Source organism: Ruegeria sp., from assembly GCF_965199275.1.
Classification (GTDB): domain Bacteria; phylum Pseudomonadota; class Alphaproteobacteria; order Rhodobacterales; family Rhodobacteraceae; genus Ruegeria.
Genome location: NZ_CBDAQX010000022.1, coordinates 381,162 through 396,723, shown reverse-complemented (window position 1 = coordinate 396,723; position 15,562 = coordinate 381,162). Strand labels below are relative to the sequence as shown.

16 protein-coding genes are annotated in these 15,562 nt (G+C 58.2%); 6 read left to right on the top strand and 10 right to left on the bottom strand.

The genetic code is table 11. The features are described from left to right. Positions 1–43 precede the first annotated feature (43 nt). The 8 genes from ACOERD_RS21670 to sucC form a co-directional block, all read right to left on the bottom strand. Positions 44–436: an MAPEG family protein gene (locus ACOERD_RS21670; RefSeq protein ID WP_419740418.1), complete on the bottom strand. Its 393-nt coding sequence runs from the start codon at positions 434–436 to the stop codon at positions 44–46. A gap of 123 nt (positions 437–559) precedes the next feature. Beyond that, the gene (locus tag ACOERD_RS21665) at positions 560–835 is read right to left on the bottom strand and encodes a hypothetical protein (RefSeq protein WP_419740417.1); all 276 of its coding nucleotides are present in this window, start codon (positions 833–835) and stop codon (positions 560–562) included. Positions 836–837: 2 nt separating this feature from the next. Continuing rightward, on the bottom strand, positions 838–2,343 hold the full coding sequence (gene odhB / locus ACOERD_RS21660; protein ID WP_419740416.1) for a 2-oxoglutarate dehydrogenase complex dihydrolipoyllysine-residue succinyltransferase: 1,506 nt from the start codon (positions 2,341–2,343) through the stop codon (positions 838–840). Positions 2,344–2,346: 3 nt separating this feature from the next. Then, positions 2,347–5,304 (bottom strand): 2-oxoglutarate dehydrogenase E1 component, encoded by a 2,958-nt coding sequence (locus tag ACOERD_RS21655; RefSeq protein WP_419740415.1) that lies wholly within the window; start codon positions 5,302–5,304, stop codon positions 2,347–2,349. Then, the gene (locus ACOERD_RS21650; RefSeq protein ID WP_419740414.1) at positions 5,301–5,843 is read right to left on the bottom strand and encodes a DUF805 domain-containing protein; all 543 of its coding nucleotides are present in this window, start codon (positions 5,841–5,843) and stop codon (positions 5,301–5,303) included. The genes ACOERD_RS21655 and ACOERD_RS21650 overlap by 4 nt, the downstream gene beginning before the upstream one ends. 10 nt (positions 5,844–5,853) lie before the next feature. Continuing rightward, entirely contained in the window at positions 5,854–6,183 is a 330-nt protein-coding gene (locus ACOERD_RS21645; RefSeq protein WP_419740413.1) for a hypothetical protein, read from the bottom strand. Positions 6,184–6,294: 111 nt separating this feature from the next. After that, a complete protein-coding gene (gene sucD / locus ACOERD_RS21640) occupies positions 6,295–7,176 on the bottom strand; it encodes a succinate--CoA ligase subunit alpha (protein WP_419740412.1) in 882 nt (293 codons plus the stop codon). 84 nt (positions 7,177–7,260) lie between these two features. After that, a complete protein-coding gene (gene sucC, locus ACOERD_RS21635; protein WP_170378977.1) occupies positions 7,261–8,454 on the bottom strand; it encodes an ADP-forming succinate--CoA ligase subunit beta in 1,194 nt (397 codons plus the stop codon). 265 nt (positions 8,455–8,719) lie between these two features. Here sucC and ACOERD_RS21630 point away from each other — a divergent pair, with 265 nt between their 5' ends. Then, positions 8,720–10,300 carry a hypothetical protein gene (locus ACOERD_RS21630; protein WP_419740411.1) on the top strand — a complete coding sequence of 527 codons (1,581 nt, stop codon included), beginning with the start codon at positions 8,720–8,722 and terminating at the stop codon, positions 10,298–10,300. 58 nt (positions 10,301–10,358) lie between these two features. Here the strand turns inward: ACOERD_RS21630 and mdh are convergent, their stop codons facing one another. Next, on the bottom strand, positions 10,359–11,321 hold the full coding sequence (mdh, locus tag ACOERD_RS21625; RefSeq protein ID WP_170378975.1) for a malate dehydrogenase: 963 nt from the start codon (positions 11,319–11,321) through the stop codon (positions 10,359–10,361). 161 nt (positions 11,322–11,482) lie between these two features. Here mdh and ACOERD_RS21620 point away from each other — a divergent pair, with 161 nt between their 5' ends. After that, positions 11,483–12,238 (top strand): sulfite exporter TauE/SafE family protein, encoded by a 756-nt coding sequence (locus tag ACOERD_RS21620; RefSeq protein WP_170661187.1) that lies wholly within the window; start codon positions 11,483–11,485, stop codon positions 12,236–12,238. On the opposite strand, the gene ACOERD_RS21615 is transcribed toward ACOERD_RS21620, so the two are convergent. Further along, the gene (locus ACOERD_RS21615; protein ID WP_419740410.1) at positions 12,235–12,540 is read right to left on the bottom strand and encodes a hypothetical protein; all 306 of its coding nucleotides are present in this window, start codon (positions 12,538–12,540) and stop codon (positions 12,235–12,237) included. The two genes, ACOERD_RS21620 and ACOERD_RS21615, sit on opposite strands and share 4 nt — an antisense overlap. A 169-nt stretch (positions 12,541–12,709) precedes the next feature. Here ACOERD_RS21615 and ACOERD_RS21610 point away from each other — a divergent pair, with 169 nt between their 5' ends. Genes ACOERD_RS21610 through ACOERD_RS21595 form a run of 4 tightly spaced genes read left to right on the top strand, consistent with a single transcriptional unit; the run spans position 12,710 to position 15,375 of the window. Continuing rightward, entirely contained in the window at positions 12,710–13,567 is an 858-nt protein-coding gene (locus ACOERD_RS21610; protein ID WP_419740409.1) for an HpcH/HpaI aldolase/citrate lyase family protein, read from the top strand. Positions 13,568–13,573: 6 nt separating this feature from the next. Continuing rightward, positions 13,574–14,125, top strand: coding sequence for an NnrU family protein (locus ACOERD_RS21605; RefSeq protein WP_419740408.1), 552 nt, complete (start codon positions 13,574–13,576; stop codon positions 14,123–14,125). Between the two features lie 15 nt (positions 14,126–14,140). After that, positions 14,141–14,347, top strand: a complete 207-nt coding sequence (locus tag ACOERD_RS21600; RefSeq protein WP_419740407.1) for a DUF1737 domain-containing protein — start codon at positions 14,141–14,143, stop codon at positions 14,345–14,347. Further along, on the top strand, positions 14,347–15,375 hold the full coding sequence (locus tag ACOERD_RS21595; protein ID WP_419740406.1) for a MaoC family dehydratase: 1,029 nt from the start codon (positions 14,347–14,349) through the stop codon (positions 15,373–15,375). The genes ACOERD_RS21600 and ACOERD_RS21595 overlap by 1 nt, the downstream gene beginning before the upstream one ends. Positions 15,376–15,562: the final 187 nt, after the last annotated feature.

The window sequence follows — 15,562 nt, the reverse complement described above, 5'->3', positions numbered from 1 at the left end:
CTCCTTGGTGTGTCTTGGCCGCATCCTGGTGCGGCGTACTAAGTTATAGGGCTAGCAGGTAAAGATAGATCGTCGCAAGAAACCCAGCCATCCACACGATCGTGCGCAGGAAGGGAACCGGGATTGCGAAGGCGTAGACCGGAACGAAAACGACACGCGCGATCAGAAAAATCTGCGCGGCCAGCAGCGATCCGGAGGTGAAAGCGTCCTTGGCGGACAGGATCAGAATGGCAGGTGCAAACAAGGCCATGGCGACGACTGAATTGGTCAGAGCCCGCTCGACCCGGCCCGCAACGCCGGTCAGGGCGGGCATATCATCTCGTGCGCCACCCAATGTCATCAACCCGACCTGCGACATGGCTGTCAGCACATTCAACAGAACTACTACGACGATCAGAAGGCCGTACAGAACGAGAATGGAAAGTTCGGAAGACATGACGAGTATCCTTTTTCAACCAGAGTCCGTTTGTCGGTTAGCATTCTCTGACATCAATAGCAGGCGCGCTTCACGTGTATTTGCGGGGCTGTGTGCAGGGCGGTCCCGCACACAGCAGAGTTTTCACGGTAAGACCGGGTCCAGAAGTTTCACTTGAATATGGGCGACCCCACCGCGTTCGAGATGCATGGCCAGTTCTTCCGAGTCGAAGAATGCGCGGGCTTTTTGTACGTCATCCACGTCGAACATGGCGATGGCGTGATCCTTTTGATCGGGGTCACGCCAGACATGCAGGTCGTGGATACCGGCGGCCTGGCGCATCGCGATGTCTTCTCTAAACACCTTCAGCCAGGCATCAAAGTCGGCAACATCGGCTTGCCACAGAACATGCGTTGCCATGATTACAGATCCATCAGTAGGCGGCGCGGGTCTTCCAGCGCCTCTTTCACGCGGACAAGGAAGGTCACCGCGCCTTTGCCGTCAACGATCCGGTGGTCATAAGACAGCGCCAGATACATCATCGGACGGATCACAACCTGACCGTTGATCGCCATCGGGCGGTCCTGGATCTTGTGCATGCCCAGAATACCAGATTGCGGGGGGTTCAGGATCGGCGAGGACATCAGCGAGCCATAGACACCACCATTCGAGATGGTGAAGGTGCCGCCTTGCATCTCGGCCATGCTTAGCTTGCCGTCACGGGCGCGTTTGCCTTTCTCGGCGATGGCCTTTTCGATTGCTGCAAAAGACATCGAGTCTGCATCGCGGATGACCGGAACAACCAGACCTGTGGGTGTACCGGCGGCGACACCCATGTGGACGAAGTTCTTGTAGACGATGTCGGTGCCGTCGATCTCGGCATTCACCTCGGGCACTTCTTTCAGCGCATGGCAGCAGGCCTTGGTGAAGAAGGACATAAAGCCCAGACGCACGCCGTGCTTCTTTTCGAACTGGTCCTTGTACTGGCTGCGCAGGGCCATCACCTCGGTCATGTCCACCTCGTTATAGGTGGTCAGCATGGCAGCGGTGTTCTGGCTGTCTTTCAGACGCTTGGCGATGGTCTGGCGCAGGCGGGTCATCTTGACCCGCTCTTCGCGCGCGGCGTCATCGGCGGCCACAGGCGCGCGTGGCGCAGGGGCCGGAGCCGGAGCGGCAGCAGGCGCGGGTGCAGCAGCCGTTGCCACGGCGCGGGCCACGTCTTCTTTCATGATGCGGCCATCACGTCCGGTGCCAGAGACTTGAGCTGCGGACAGACCGGCCTCGGCCATGGCTTTTTCTGCAGATGGAGCGTTGGCGACATCCTTGCCGGTTGCGGCTGCAGCCGGGGCTGCGGCGGCAGGAGCAGGTGCTGCGGCAGCGCCTGCACCGGAGCCCGTGATCACAGCCAGCTTGGCCGATGCGTCCACGGTTGTGCCTTCTGGTGCGACGATTTCCGCCAGAACGCCAGCGGCAGGGGCGGGAACCTCGACCGAGACCTTGTCGGTCTCCAGCTCACACAGCATCTCGTCCTGCGCGACCGCGTCACCAACCTGTTTGAACCATGTCGAGACGGTGGCTTCGGTGACCGATTCACCCAGCGTGGGTACCATCACATCAACACTGCCACCCGACGCCGCCGGAGCGGCCGCAGGGGCGGGCGCTGCTGCGGCCGGAGCAGGGGCTGCGCCTTCGCCTGCGGCGATGGTCGCCAGCAGAGCGTCGACGCCCACGGTTTCACCTTCTGCGGCTACGATCTCGCCCATGACGCCAGCGGCGGGGGCGGGCACTTCGACCGTCACCTTATCGGTTTCAAGCTCGCAGAGCATCTCATCCACGGCCACGGCATCACCGGGTTTCTTGAACCAGGTCGCAACCGTGGCTTCGGTAACAGACTCGCCTAACGTGGGAACACGAACTTCAATGGTCATCGTTTACTTTCCTTCGAGGCTCAGCGCTTCGTTTACGAGCGCTTCTTGTTGAGCTTTGTGTTGGCTGGCCAGACCCGTCGCAGGCGAGGCCGAGGTTGCGCGGCCGACATAGAGCGGCCGTGTATGTTTGGCGCCGATACGGGTCAGCACCCATTCGATATTTGGCTCAATGAAGGTCCAGGCACCTTGGTTCTTGGGCTCTTCCTGGCACCAGACGATCTCAGCCCCTTTGAAACGCTCAAGCTCGTTGATCAGCGAATGCGCCGGGAACGGGTAATACTGCTCGATCCGCATCAGGTAGACGTCGTCGATACCACGGGCGTCGCGTTCCTCCAGCAGGTCGTAGTAGACCTTGCCGGAACACAGAACCACGCGCTTGATCTTGTCGTCCGCGGCCAGCTTGGTGTCCGAGTTGCCCTGTTGCGCATCGTCCCACAGCACCCGGTGGAAGCTGGAGCCAGTGGTGAAATCCTCGGCCGTGCTGACAGCCAGCTTGTGGCGCAGCAGCGATTTCGGGGTCACCAGGATCAGCGGTTTACGGAAGGTGCGGTGCAGCTGGCGGCGCAGGATGTGGAAGTAGTTCGCCGGTGTCGTGCAGTTCGCCACGATCCAGTTGTCCTGACCACACATCTGCAGGAACCGCTCTAACCGCGCCGAGCTGTGTTCGGGGCCTTGCCCTTCGAACCCGTGGGGCAGCAGCGTCACCAGACCGGACATCCGCAGCCATTTGCTTTCACCCGAGCTGATGAACTGATCGAACATGATCTGAGCACCGTTGGCGAAGTCGCCAAACTGCGCCTCCCACAGGACAAGGGCGTTCGGTTCGGCCAGCGAATAGCCGTACTCAAAACCCAGAACCGCATATTCAGACAGCATCGAGTCGATCACTTCGTAGTGCGACTGACCCTCGCGGATGTTGTTCAGCGGATAATACCGCTCTTCCGTTTCCTGATGGACAAAGCCCGAGTGACGTTGACTGAATGTCCCGCGCGTCGCGTCCTGACCGGACAGTCGAACCGGAAAGCCCTCGGTCAGCAACGAGCCAAAGGCCAGCGCTTCACCTGTGGCCCAGTCAAAGCCCTTGCCACTGTCGAACATCTGTTTCTTGTGGTCCAGCAGACGCGCAACGGTTTTGTGTACCGCAATATCCGCAGGGGCGTGGGTCAGCGCGTTGCCGATCTCGGCCAGAGTCGCCGGGGCGATGGCGGTTTCACCGCGCACATAGTCCTCTTTGTTTTTGTCCAGATGCGACCAGCGCCCATCCAGCCAGTCGGCCTTGTTGGGTTTGTAGTCTTTGCCGGCCTCGAACTCATCATTCAGATGGGCCTGGAAGGCGGCCTTCATATCCTCGATCTCACCTTCGGGGATCAGGCCGTCTTTGACCAGACGTTCGGTGTAGAGCGACAGAGTGGTCTTATGCGTCTTGATCTTCTTGTACATGATCGGGTTGGTGAACATGGGCTCATCGCCCTCGTTGTGACCAAAGCGACGATAGCAGAAGATATCGATGACCACGTCCTTGTGGAACTTCTGCCGAAACTCGGTCGCGACCTTGGCGGCGTGAACAACCGCCTCGGGGTCGTCGCCGTTGACGTGGAAGATCGGCGCTTCGACCATCAGCGCGATATCCGTGGGATACGGGCTGGAGCGCGAGAAGTGTGGCGCGGTGGTAAAGCCGATCTGGTTGTTTACGACGATATGCATAGTGCCGCCGGTTTTGTGGCCCTTGAGGCCGGACAGGCCAAACCCTTCGGCGACCACACCCTGACCGGCAAAGGCCGCATCCCCGTGCAGCAGGATGCCCATAACCTTGGTGCGGTCGGTGTCGTTCAACTGATCCTGCTTGGCGCGGACCTTGCCCAGAACCACCGGGTTCACCGCCTCAAGGTGTGAGGGGTTGGCGGTTAGCGACAGGTGGACACTGTTGCCGTCAAACTCACGGTCGCTGGAGGCGCCGAGGTGATATTTCACATCCCCAGAGCCATCCACATCTTCTGGCTTGAAGCTGCCGCCCTGAAATTCATTGAAAATCGCGCGGTAGGGTTTGCCCATCACGTTGGCCAGAATATTCAGGCGGCCTCTGTGCGGCATGCCGATGACAATGTCGCTGACGCCCAGTGCACCACCGCGTTTAATAATCTGCTCCATTGCCGGGATCAGGCTTTCGCCACCATCCAGACCGAACCGTTTGGTGCCCATGTATTTGACATGCAGGAATTTCTCGAAACCCTCGGCCTCGACCATCTTGTTCAGGATCGCCTTACGGCCTTCCTTGGTAAAGGCGATTTCCTTGCCGTAACCTTCGATCCGCTCCTTCAGCCAGGCGGCTTGCTCCGGGTCTGAGATATGCATGTATTGCAGCGCGAAGGTGCCGCAATAGGTCCGCTTCACGATCTCGACGATCTGCCGCATCGAAGCCATCTGCAGGCCCAAAACATTGTCGATAAAGATCGGCCGGTCCATGTCGGCTTCGGTAAAGCCATAGGTCTTCGGATCGAGTTCCGGATGTGTGCTGGCCGCGCGCATCCCCAGCGGGTCCAGATCGGCGGCCAGATGGCCCCGGATCCGGTAGGCCCGGACAAGCATCAGCGCTCGCAAGCTGTCCAGCACGGCGCGCTTGATCTGGTCATCGCTGACCTCTACGCCCTTGTCTGCCGCTTTTTCCTTGATTTTCTTACCCGCCGCCTTGGCATCGATCTCGGCCCACTCACCGGTCAGCGCCCCAGTCAGATCATCCGCAGGCATCGGAGGCCAGTCGGTTCGCGCCCAGGATGGCCCCTCGGCCTCGCGCTGAACGTCCGGAGAAGCGTCCCCCATCGCCTTGAAGAACTCGGCCCAGGCGGCATCCACCGCACCGGGGTTCTTGGTGTACTGGGCATAGAGCTGCTCCAGATACTCGGCATTGTGGCCTTGCATAAAGCTTGAGGCATGGAACGCGGAATTGGGCGTGTGTTCGGTCATTGGGCTACCTCATATGGGTTGGGACCGTATTGGTTGGTGCCTGGTTGAGACGGGCGGGTCAGCCACCACAGAACCAGGAGGGGCGACACAAACAAAACAAGCAGTGTCGGAATGACGATAAGCAGAGTGGCACGTGTGAACAGAATGTCCAGATTGCCGCCATGCCGGAAACTCGAGGCAAGGCCGATGCCGAAAATCAGAACCGCGAAGGCCCCGAGGATCAGCAGGATCGGCAACAGAGCGTAAAGCCCACTGCGCCCGGTATCGTGCATCCGCCGCCACGCGACGGCCAGATGCGGGAAGAACACGATCAGGCTGACAATGCTTTGCACCGGTTGACGGGATGTGGCGGTGACGGATTTCACGCCATCTCCCTCGGTCACGGAGACCTGAGTGAAGAACTGCGCATCAATGATCCCGGCGATGATGCTCCAGATCACGATGAACAGGAAAAAGAACCAGTATTCGGGCCGTGAGGCGCGACCCGAGAAGGTGAAGAACTTGGAAAAACAAGTGCGGATCGCGTCAGAGAAGGTCATGGCAGTCAATTCACCCCCTTGCGTCGTCACATGAAAAAGAAACGATCAGCGCACGCTCCCTTCCGCGATTGGCTGAGAAAACGGCCCGTTCGCTGCCTATCAAATCGCAAATATAACCAACGCGTTGCACTATTTCATCCTTGGTGGATTCTTTGTTTGCGCGAAAGCGGAACTGGTATTTTTTGCTGCCCGAGAGCTCGAGGTCAAAAAAACCTTTTGCCTTGGCAACGTTGTGTATGCCGCAAGCCTCGTCCTGAATAAACTGACCCTCGCTGGACCAGCCAATTCGAACTTCACATTCCATTGCTTTGGCTTGCCCAGCGGTAGAAAATGCGAACATCGCAGTCGCGAACAAAGACCACAGCCAAGCTAAAGATGAAAAGGATGGACGCAACGCGCCCACCCTTTTTTCGGGCGCCGCCCTTAGAGCGTATGCCCGGCAGTTGATCATTTACCCAATCGCTTCCAGCACGGCCTCACCCAGCGTCGCAGGGCTTTCTGCCACAACGATACCGGCCGAGCGCATGGCTTCGATCTTGTCTTCGGCACCGCCTTTGCCGCCGGCGACAATCGCGCCCGCGTGGCCCATGCGGCGTCCCGGAGGGGCTGTGCGGCCTGCGATGAAACCGGCAACCGGCTTCTTGCGGCCCTTCTTGGCCTCATCCGCCAGGAACTGTGCGGCTTCTTCTTCGGCCGAGCCACCGATCTCACCGATCATGATGATCGAGTGGGTCTCGTCATCCGCCAAGAACCATTCCAGCACGTCGATATGCTCGGTGCCTTTGATCGGGTCGCCGCCGATACCAACGCACGTGGACTGGCCCAGACCCACATCGGTGGTCTGCTTGACGGCCTCATAGGTAAGAGTGCCCGAACGGGACACAACGCCGACCGAGCCACGCTTGTGGATGTGGCCGGGCATGATGCCGATCTTGCAGGCGTCAGTTGTGATGACGCCGGGGCAGTTCGGGCCGATCAGGCGCGATTTGCTACCTTCCAGTGCGCGCTTCACCTTCATCATGTCCAGAACCGGGATGCCTTCGGTGATGCAGACGATCACTTCCATCTCGGCGTCAATTGCTTCGAGGATCGAGTCAGCCGCGAAGGGCGGTGGAACATAGATCACCGAGGCATTGGCTTCGGTCACGTGCTTGGCTTCGTGGACCGAGTTGAACACGGGCAGGCCCAAATGCTCCATCCCGCCTTTGCCGGGGGTCACGCCGCCGACCATTTTAGTGCCATAAGCAATGGCTTGTTCAGAGTGGAATGTGCCCTGCGAGCCAGTAAAGCCCTGACAGATCACTTTGGTATTTTCGTCGATGAGGACTGCCATTTGGCGTTCTCCTATTTAAGGCGGGCCAGGGCCTGCCAGAATTCTTCGGAAAAGTGGGGCGAAACCCACTCCACGGAATTGGGCTTAGCCTTTCACGGCTTTCACGATCTTCTCGGCACCGTCTTTCAGGTTGTCGGCCGCGATTACATCCAGGCCAGAGGTGTTGATGATCTCTTTGCCCTTCTCGACATTGGTGCCTTCCAGACGTACGACCAGCGGAACCTGCAGGCCGACCTCTTTCACCGCGGCAACAACGCCCTCGGCGATGACGTCACAACGCATGATGCCGCCGAAGATGTTGACCAGAATGCCTTTGACGTTCGGGTCCGAGGTGATGATCTTGAACGCCTCTGTTACTTTCTCTTTGGTCGCACCGCCGCCCACGTCGAGGAAGTTGGCAGGCTCGGCACCGTAGAGCTTGATGATGTCCATCGTTGCCATCGCCAGACCAGCACCATTGACCATGCAGCCGATCTCACCGTCCAGCGCGATGTAGTTCAGATCGTACTTGGAGGCTTCGAGTTCCTTGGGGTCTTCCTCGGTCTCGTCGCGCAGCTCCGCGATGTCGGGGTGGCGGTAAACCGCGTTGCCGTCAAAGCCCAGCTTGGCGTCCAGTACTTTGAGCTCGCCGCTGTCTGAGACGATCAGCGGGTTGATCTCCAGCATCTCCATGTCCTTCTCGACGAAGGCTTTGTAGAGGATGCCCATCAGGCGCACACATTGCTTGACCTGAGCGCCTTCCAGACCCAGCGAGAACGCGATGCGGCGGCCGTGATAGGCCTGATAACCGGTCACAGGGTCCACCGAGAAGGAGAGGATTTTTTCGGGCGTGGACGCGGCCACTTCTTCGATATCCATGCCGCCTTCGGTCGAGCAGACAAAAGAGATGCGGCTGGTCTGGCGATCCACCAGCAGAGCCAGGTACAGTTCGCGCTCGATGCCGGAACCGGCTTCGATATAGATGCGGTTGACCTGCTTGCCCGCGGGGCCGGTCTGGTGGGTGACCAGAGTGCGACCCAGCATCTTCTTTGCTTCCTCGGCCGCTTCTTCAACCGACTTGGTCAGACGGACACCGCCCTTTTCACCTGCGTCGGCCTCTTTAAAGCTGCCTTTACCACGTCCACCTGCGTGGATCTGCGCCTTCACAACCCAAAGAGGGCCGTCCAGTTCACCGGCTGCGGTTTTGGCTTCCTCGGCGCGCAGAACCGCGCGACCGTCGGAGACCGGAGCGCCATAGCTGCGAAGAAGCGCCTTGGCTTGGTATTCGTGAATGTTCATCGAAATTGTCCCGTCTGACTACGATTAAACCGATATAGAGGTGTCTAGGGCGCAATTATAAAGGCTTTTTTGACCGTAGAGCGTTTTTTAGTGAAGATTTTTCCGATTTGTGATCACAGTATTTTAAGGTGTGATCACAAACATTCAGACTGATTCTATCTACATTTTTTGGACCTTCGCAGCTTTGGCGCAAAATCACTTTCTTGGCCAGTTGGCATTGCCTATAGAGGATATGCGAATAGTGTACCTGATTTTGGAGTGATCAATGCTTGAGGCGGAACGGCTTTGGAGACTTAAGCGACGTTACCTGCCCGAGGTATTCAGGTTCCAATATGTTCTGGACAAAACCGGACTTAGGGTCGGCTTTTTGAAGAGCTTGAAATTTGGTGCGTCACAACTGCATGTCGGGCAGGATCTTCCAGTTTGCGAACTAGAGGATTCGGATGGGCTCGTGGTTGGCTATTTGCTGGGGGTCGCTGTTGGTCCGGAAGGTTTGATCGATGGCGATGAAATGCTGCCGTTTACGACCCGAGACGGCGATGCATGGAGAAAATTCGAGCGATACTTGAACGAGTGTGCAGGCCGGTTCGCCTTTTTCCTGCAGATCGGCGGTGAGGAGCGCCTGCATACCGATCCAGTTGGAATGATTGGCGCGGTTTACGAACGCGACGCGCGGCGCGTCGCAAGTTCACCGCTGCTCGCGATTGACCGAGAGGTTGTTCCAAATATTCGATATCAAGCGGACTGTTTAGCCGAACTTCCCACGCGGTATTCGCTATTTCACACTTGTGATGAAAAGGTGAAGCGGTTGAACCCAAATTTCTACCTGAACCTAAACACATTTGACGTTGAAAGGTTCTGGCCTAGGGATGAGGTGTTCTCGCTTGAAAATTCGAACCATGCCGAAACCTACGACGAAATCACCGAGCGACTGGCTTTCAACATTGATAAGATCGCCGAACGCCACAAATGCGCCATGCCGATTACGGGAGGAAGAGATAGTCGAATTTTGGCGGCAGTTGGCCGCGAAAGTTTGCACAAAATTCCTTTTTTCTACACGCATGTGAAAAACTACAATTCCAAAGTAGACGCCCATGTCGGTGCTGCGGTTGCCAAAAGCCTAAACACTCCGCATGTCGTTTTGGGAACGCGTTTTGGGAAGGAAACTAAGCGCTGGGAGCAGAGATTTCTGGCGCAAGCTTATCAGATTTCGCACGGGTCCGATACCGCCCCTCCAAAAGAGTATGTGACCGGAGCAACCAACGCTATTCCGTCCGATCACCTTATCTTGAGGGGGCATCAAACCGACCTTTTACGTGCTGTTTATGTGTTTAAGCCCAAGGCCATGTGGAGTGACGCGGAATGGCAGATTGAACGGATGCTCATTGTGCCTCGGCGATCGTACAATTCAGATATCTGTGCGCATTTCGAAGGAGATTTTTTTGCTTGGCAAGCGACTCTCCCATACAATGCCATGGAAAAAGCAGCCGACTTTATGTTTCTGGAAGTCTACTATAATTCGACAGTCGGAGCATCTTTTCCCGCCTTGTGGCAGCACTTCTATCTTTCACCTTTCAACAGTCGACGGCTTATAGAATTGTCTTTGCGGTTCGATGAGGCCGAACGCAGAGGTTGCCTGCCTGTTTTTGACATTGTCCAAAAGGCATCGGCTAATTGCGCAAAGGTGCCATTTTTAGGGGAAGGCGGCACACATTTTTTCGAAATGAACCAACCATCAGACTATGAGCCGCTTTCCCAGCAGCGAGTCATCAGCACCGAGCAACGACTTGCCGCGCACTATGGTGGGTTGCCCCAAGTCGAAGCAATCGCGGGTGAGGGCAGGTAGCGTCGAATTAATACGGGCGGACCGAAAGGCCCGCCCGATTGTGTCTCAAGTCCTGCTTTTAAGCCAGCGAGCCGTCGATGCCCTTGCAAGCCTCAATCAAGCCCTTCACGGCGTTGACCGAGTTTTCAAAGCCCGCTTGTTCGTCTTCGTTCAGTTTGATGTCGACGATACGCTCGATGCCGCCGGCGCCGATGACGGTAGGAACGCCGACATACATGCCGTCAACGCCGAACTCGCCGTTGCAATAGGCCGCGCAAGGCAGAACGCGCTTCTGGTCTTTCAGGTAGGCTTCGGCCATTTCGATTGCCGAGGTCGCAGGCGCATAGAAGGCCGAGCCGGTTTTCAGCAGGCCAACGATCTCGGCGCCGCCGTCACGGGTACGCTGAACGATGGCGTCCAGTTTCTCTTGCGTGGTCCAGCCCATCTCGACCAGATCGGGCAGCGGGATGCCGGCGACGGTCGAATAGCGCACCGACGGCACCATTGTGTCGCCGTGGCCGCCCAGAACAAAGGCGGTGACGTCGCGCATCGAGACGTTGAACTCTTCCGACAGGAAATGTGCGAAACGGGCCGAATCCAGAACGCCCGCCATGCCGCAGACCTTGTTGTGCGGCAGGCCCGAGAATTCGCGCAGAGCCCAGACCATCGCGTCCAGCGGGTTGGTGATGCAGATCACGAACGCGTCCGGCGCGTGGGCTGCGATGCCTTCGCCGACCGACTTCATGACTTTCAGGTTGATGCCCAGTAGGTCATCGCGGCTCATCCCCGGTTTGCGGGCGACACCTGCGGTTACGATGCACACGTCTGCGCCTGCGATGTCCGCATAGTCGCTAGAACCTGACATTGCGGCGTCAAAGCCTTCGGACGGGCCGGACTCGGCGATGTCGAGCGCCTTGCCCTGAGGCAGTCCGTCAGCGATGTCAAACAGGACGACGTCACCGAGTTCTTTGACAGCTGCAAGATGCGCAAGCGTGCCGCCGATGTTCCCAGCGCCGATCAGCGCAATCTTGGGTCTGGCCATTTGGAATATCTCCGGTCGGTATTGAAATCGCGGGTTTGCTAGTCGTTAAATGGCTTTTGCGCAAGGGTCCTGCGGCGCGGCATGCCACCGCATACCGTTTGCCATCCCCAATCCGGTTGCGCTAAACCGCCTGTGAATCAAGCCAATTCCCGGGACGCTGCATGTTTGAATTGAACCTGATGTTTTTTGCAGTCGCGATCCCGGCGGTGATCTTTGCGGGCATCTCGAAGGGTGGGTTCGGCTCGGGCGTTGCCTTTGCATCGTCGTCGATTCTGGCTCTGATACTGACTCCGGGGCAGGCGTTGGCGCTGATGCTGCCGATCCTGATGGTGATCGACGTGGCCACGCTGGGACCCTATTGGAAACGCTGGAGCTGGCCGGATTCACGTCTGCTGATCCTGGGCGCGGTTCCGGGTGTTCTGCTGGGCACCTGGCTATACCGCGTGACAGATGACGACCTTCTGCGCCTGCTAATCGGAGGGATCTCGATCGGGTTCGTGATCTGGCACGTCGCCCAAAGCAAAGGCTGGATACGCGGTTTCACCCGCCGGTTACCTGCCTCTGCCGGTCTGTTCGCGGGGCTTGTGGCCGGGTTTACCAGCTTTGTCAGCCATGCCGGAGGTCCCCCGGCAGCTGTCTATCTGTTGTCCCAGCGCCTGTCGAAGACCGAGTTTCAGGCCTCGACAGTTTTGGTGTTCTGGGTGATCAACGCGGCGAAATTCGTGCCCTACGCCTATCTCGGCCTGTTCACCTGGCACACGGCGCTGGCGGATCTTCTACTGACCCCGTTCGCCATATTGGGGGCCTGGTTGGGCGTCCGGGCGCATTTCATGCTGTCCGAACGCCTGTTCTTTGGTATCGCCTATGTGTTGCTGACCCTGACCGGAGGCAAGCTGATCTGGGACGCACTGACTTAGGTGTTTGGCGGCAGGACATCGGCCATCTGCTCATAGGCCCGCCCCGAGGCCACAAGGCAGGTCATCCCGTCCGGCAGGGTCACCGTGATCGTCCAACTGTCGGATTGGTCCGAGGCGAACAGCTCCATCACCGCACCCTGACGGGTAATGCCGATCCCCCGGCGCGTTTCACCATAGGTTTCCGCAAGGCGTTGCAACACATCGGCCCGAGGGGCGCAATTGCGGGCCTGCGCCTGAACCTGTTGCGCCGCGAGGACCATGATTCCCAGCCCGATTGTCATCTTCAAAACTGTCTTTTTCATCTCTGACCCCATCTGTCACCAGTCGCCCAAAGCCTGCGGTCAAGAGGGCGATATTGCGTTAAAGTAAAGAGCGTTGCGTCATTAATGCTGCGTTGCGGCGATTTTTACCTTGAACTTTCCTGAGAAAAATGCCCCTTTCTGCGCAACATTATTTCAACGGGAGAGGCCAATGCACCCGCGTCAGCGCCCATATCGCTCGGTTCTTTACATTCCCGGTTCGCGTGACCGGGCGTTGGTCAAGGCCCGCACCTTGCCAGTTGACGCCATCATCTTCGATCTCGAAGACGCGGTGTCTGCCGACGAAAAGGCCAATGCACGCGAAACCCTCAAGGCAGCGCTGGCCGCTGGCGGATACGGCCCTCGGGTCAAGATCGTGCGCATCAATGGGCTGGATACTCCGTGGGGTGCAGATGACGCCAAGGCCGTGCGCGAGATGGACGCCGATGCTGTTCTGTTGCCCAAGGTGAACTCGGCGGCGGATGTGGATGCTTTGGCCGCGATCACCGGGGATTTGCCGATCTGGGCCATGATGGAGACCCCGCGCGGTATGCTGAATGCAGCCGAGATTGCAGCGCATCCGCTTATGGCGGGTTTCGTGATGGGGACCAACGATTTGGCAAAGGACCTGCAAACGCGTTTCCGTCCGGACCGTCTGCCGCTGATGACCTCACTTGGTCTTTGCCTGCTTGCAGCCAAGGCCGAAGGGCTGATCATTGTTGATGGCGTCTACAACGCGTTCAAAGACATAGAAGGTTTGGCGGCGGAATGCGAACAGGGCCGCGATATGGGCTTTGATGGCAAGACGCTGATTCACCCGGCGCAGATCGAGGTCACCAATGCAGCCTTCGCCCCGTCGGATGACGAGATCGACCTCGCACGCCGTCAGATCAGCGCGTTTGAGGAAACCGAGGCGCAAGGACAGGGTGTTGCAGTGGTTGACGGCAAGATCGTCGAAAACCTGCATGTTGTAACTGCCCGCGAAATTCTGGCAAAAGCGGAGGCGATTTCAGCTTTGCAAGCGGGGTAAGCCAGCATGGGCTTTGTTCTTCTGATCCTTGGTGTGGCGCTATGGTGGGCCGCACACCTGTTCAAACGCATCATGCCTGCGCAGCGCGCGGCTATGGGCGATGGCGGCAAAGGGGCTGTGGCGCTGGCGCTGGTGGCCGCGATCCTGCTGATGATCTTCGGCTATCGCATGACCGAGTTCATCTATGTCTGGGCACCGCCAAGCTTCATGACCCATATCAACAACCTGTTGGTGCTGATCGCGATCTACATGATGAGCCCGGCCCCTAAGAAAGGCCGTCTGCTGCACAAGCTGCGCCATCCGATGCTGGGCGGGTTCAAGCTGTGGGCCTTCGCGCATCTTCTGGTGAATGGCGATCTGGCGTCGATCATCCTATTCGGTGGTCTGCTGGCTTGGGCCGTGGTCGAGGTGATCGTGATCAACAAATCCGAACCCGACTGGACCCCTGGCGAACTCGGCACCTATGGCATGGACGCGATGTTCTTTTTTGCCTCGATCGTTCTGCTGGGTGTGATCGGCTATATCCATGGGCTGGTCGGCCCGTCTCCATTCGGATGATAAGGACCTGAAAGAATGGCAAAACTCTATCGCCTGCTGACCGAGGAGGACACCTCGGCCTTCTGTCACAAGGTGTCGGACGCCTTGGCAAAAGGGTGGGAGCTCTATGGCGATCCCTCCTACGCCTTCGATCAGGCCAAAAACGTCATGCGGTGCGCGCAGGCTGTGACTAAAGAGGTCGACGCGGACTATTCACCTGAGATGAAACTGGGACAGCAATAATGGCAAAAACCAATCCGGGCCGATTTTTCGAGGATTATTCCGTCGGGCAGGTGCTGCCGCACGCCGTCCCTCGCACCGTGACGGAAGGAGAGCGCGCCCTCTACCATGCGCTCTACCCTGCGCGTCATGCGCTGTATTCCTCGGATGAGTTTGCGAGGGCCTGTGGTTTGCAGGAAAGCCCGATTGATGATCTGGTGGCATTCCACGTGGTGTTCGGCAAAACGGTGCCCGATATCTCGCTGAACGCAGTGGCCAATCTGGGCTATGCCGAGGGGCGCTGGCTGCTGCCGGTTCATGCGGGCGACACGCTGCGGTCGGTGTCCGAGGTGATCGGGGTCAAGCAGAACTCGAACGGCAAGACCGGTGTGGTCTGGGTGCGGACGCGCGGTCTGAACCAGTTGGACGAAGTGGTGATAGAGTATGTCCGCTGGGTGATGGTGCGCAAGGCAAACCCGGATGCGCCAGCACCAGAAACACTCGTGCCCGATCTGAAGAAAGTGTTGGAGCCGAGCGATCTGGTCATCCCCGAGGGGCTGGATTTCTCGAACTACGATTTCACTCTGGCGGGTGAGCCGCATCGTTGGGGCGACTATGAGATCGGCGAGACCATTGACCACGTGGACGGCGTGACGGTGGAAGAAGCTGAGCATATGTTGGCCACACGCCTATGGCAGAACACGGCCAAGGTGCATTTCGACCTGACCTTCCGCCCTGAAGGCCGCCTGATCTATGGGGGCCACGTGATCTCGATGGCGCGGGCCTTGTCGTTCAACGGCCTCGCCAATGCGCAGATGATCGTGGGTCTGAATGGCGGCGCACATGCCAACCCCTGTTTCGCAGGAGACACGATCAAGGCGTGGTCCGAGGTTTTGGACAAGGCCGAAACCGACGTACCCGGGGTAGGAGCGATCCGTCTGCGTCTGGTGGCGACCAAGGGCGGCGCGCCGTTCGAGCTGCGCGGCGAAGACGGAAAATACACGTCGGATGTGCTGCTGGACCTCGACTATTGGGCCTTGATGCCGATCTAAAGCGTTTCGGGTTTACCTGAATCATCAAGTGACACGAATGTCCCGAGAACGCTGCAAGCGTGGCAGGGTATTCGTGTCACAGGTTTAACCCGAAACGCTAAAATCGGGTTACAGTGATGTGAACACAGCAACCGCAATCCGTGCTAGGGTGGCGGCATGTTTCTACGTTTTCTCACCCCTGACTTCC

Coding starts and splice junctions, on each gene's coding strand:
- ACOERD_RS21670 (WP_419740418.1), bottom strand. CDS start 436: ATGTCTTCCGAACTTTCCATTCTCGTTCTGTACGGCCTTCTGATCGTC.
- ACOERD_RS21665 (WP_419740417.1), bottom strand. CDS start 835: ATGGCAACGCATGTTCTGTGGCAAGCCGATGTTGCCGACTTTGATGCC.
- odhB (WP_419740416.1), bottom strand. CDS start 2,343: ATGACCATTGAAGTTCGTGTTCCCACGTTAGGCGAGTCTGTTACCGAA.
- ACOERD_RS21655 (WP_419740415.1), bottom strand. CDS start 5,304: ATGACCGAACACACGCCCAATTCCGCGTTCCATGCCTCAAGCTTTATG.
- ACOERD_RS21650 (WP_419740414.1), bottom strand. CDS start 5,843: ATGACCTTCTCTGACGCGATCCGCACTTGTTTTTCCAAGTTCTTCACC.
- ACOERD_RS21645 (WP_419740413.1), bottom strand. CDS start 6,183: ATGTTCGCATTTTCTACCGCTGGGCAAGCCAAAGCAATGGAATGTGAA.
- sucD (WP_419740412.1), bottom strand. CDS start 7,176: ATGGCAGTCCTCATCGACGAAAATACCAAAGTGATCTGTCAGGGCTTT.
- sucC (WP_170378977.1), bottom strand. CDS start 8,454: ATGAACATTCACGAATACCAAGCCAAGGCGCTTCTTCGCAGCTATGGC.
- ACOERD_RS21630 (WP_419740411.1), top strand. CDS start 8,720: ATGCTTGAGGCGGAACGGCTTTGGAGACTTAAGCGACGTTACCTGCCC.
- mdh (WP_170378975.1), bottom strand. CDS start 11,321: ATGGCCAGACCCAAGATTGCGCTGATCGGCGCTGGGAACATCGGCGGC.
- ACOERD_RS21620 (WP_170661187.1), top strand. CDS start 11,483: ATGTTTGAATTGAACCTGATGTTTTTTGCAGTCGCGATCCCGGCGGTG.
- ACOERD_RS21615 (WP_419740410.1), bottom strand. CDS start 12,540: ATGAAAAAGACAGTTTTGAAGATGACAATCGGGCTGGGAATCATGGTC.
- ACOERD_RS21610 (WP_419740409.1), top strand. CDS start 12,710: ATGCACCCGCGTCAGCGCCCATATCGCTCGGTTCTTTACATTCCCGGT.
- ACOERD_RS21605 (WP_419740408.1), top strand. CDS start 13,574: ATGGGCTTTGTTCTTCTGATCCTTGGTGTGGCGCTATGGTGGGCCGCA.
- ACOERD_RS21600 (WP_419740407.1), top strand. CDS start 14,141: ATGGCAAAACTCTATCGCCTGCTGACCGAGGAGGACACCTCGGCCTTC.
- ACOERD_RS21595 (WP_419740406.1), top strand. CDS start 14,347: ATGGCAAAAACCAATCCGGGCCGATTTTTCGAGGATTATTCCGTCGGG.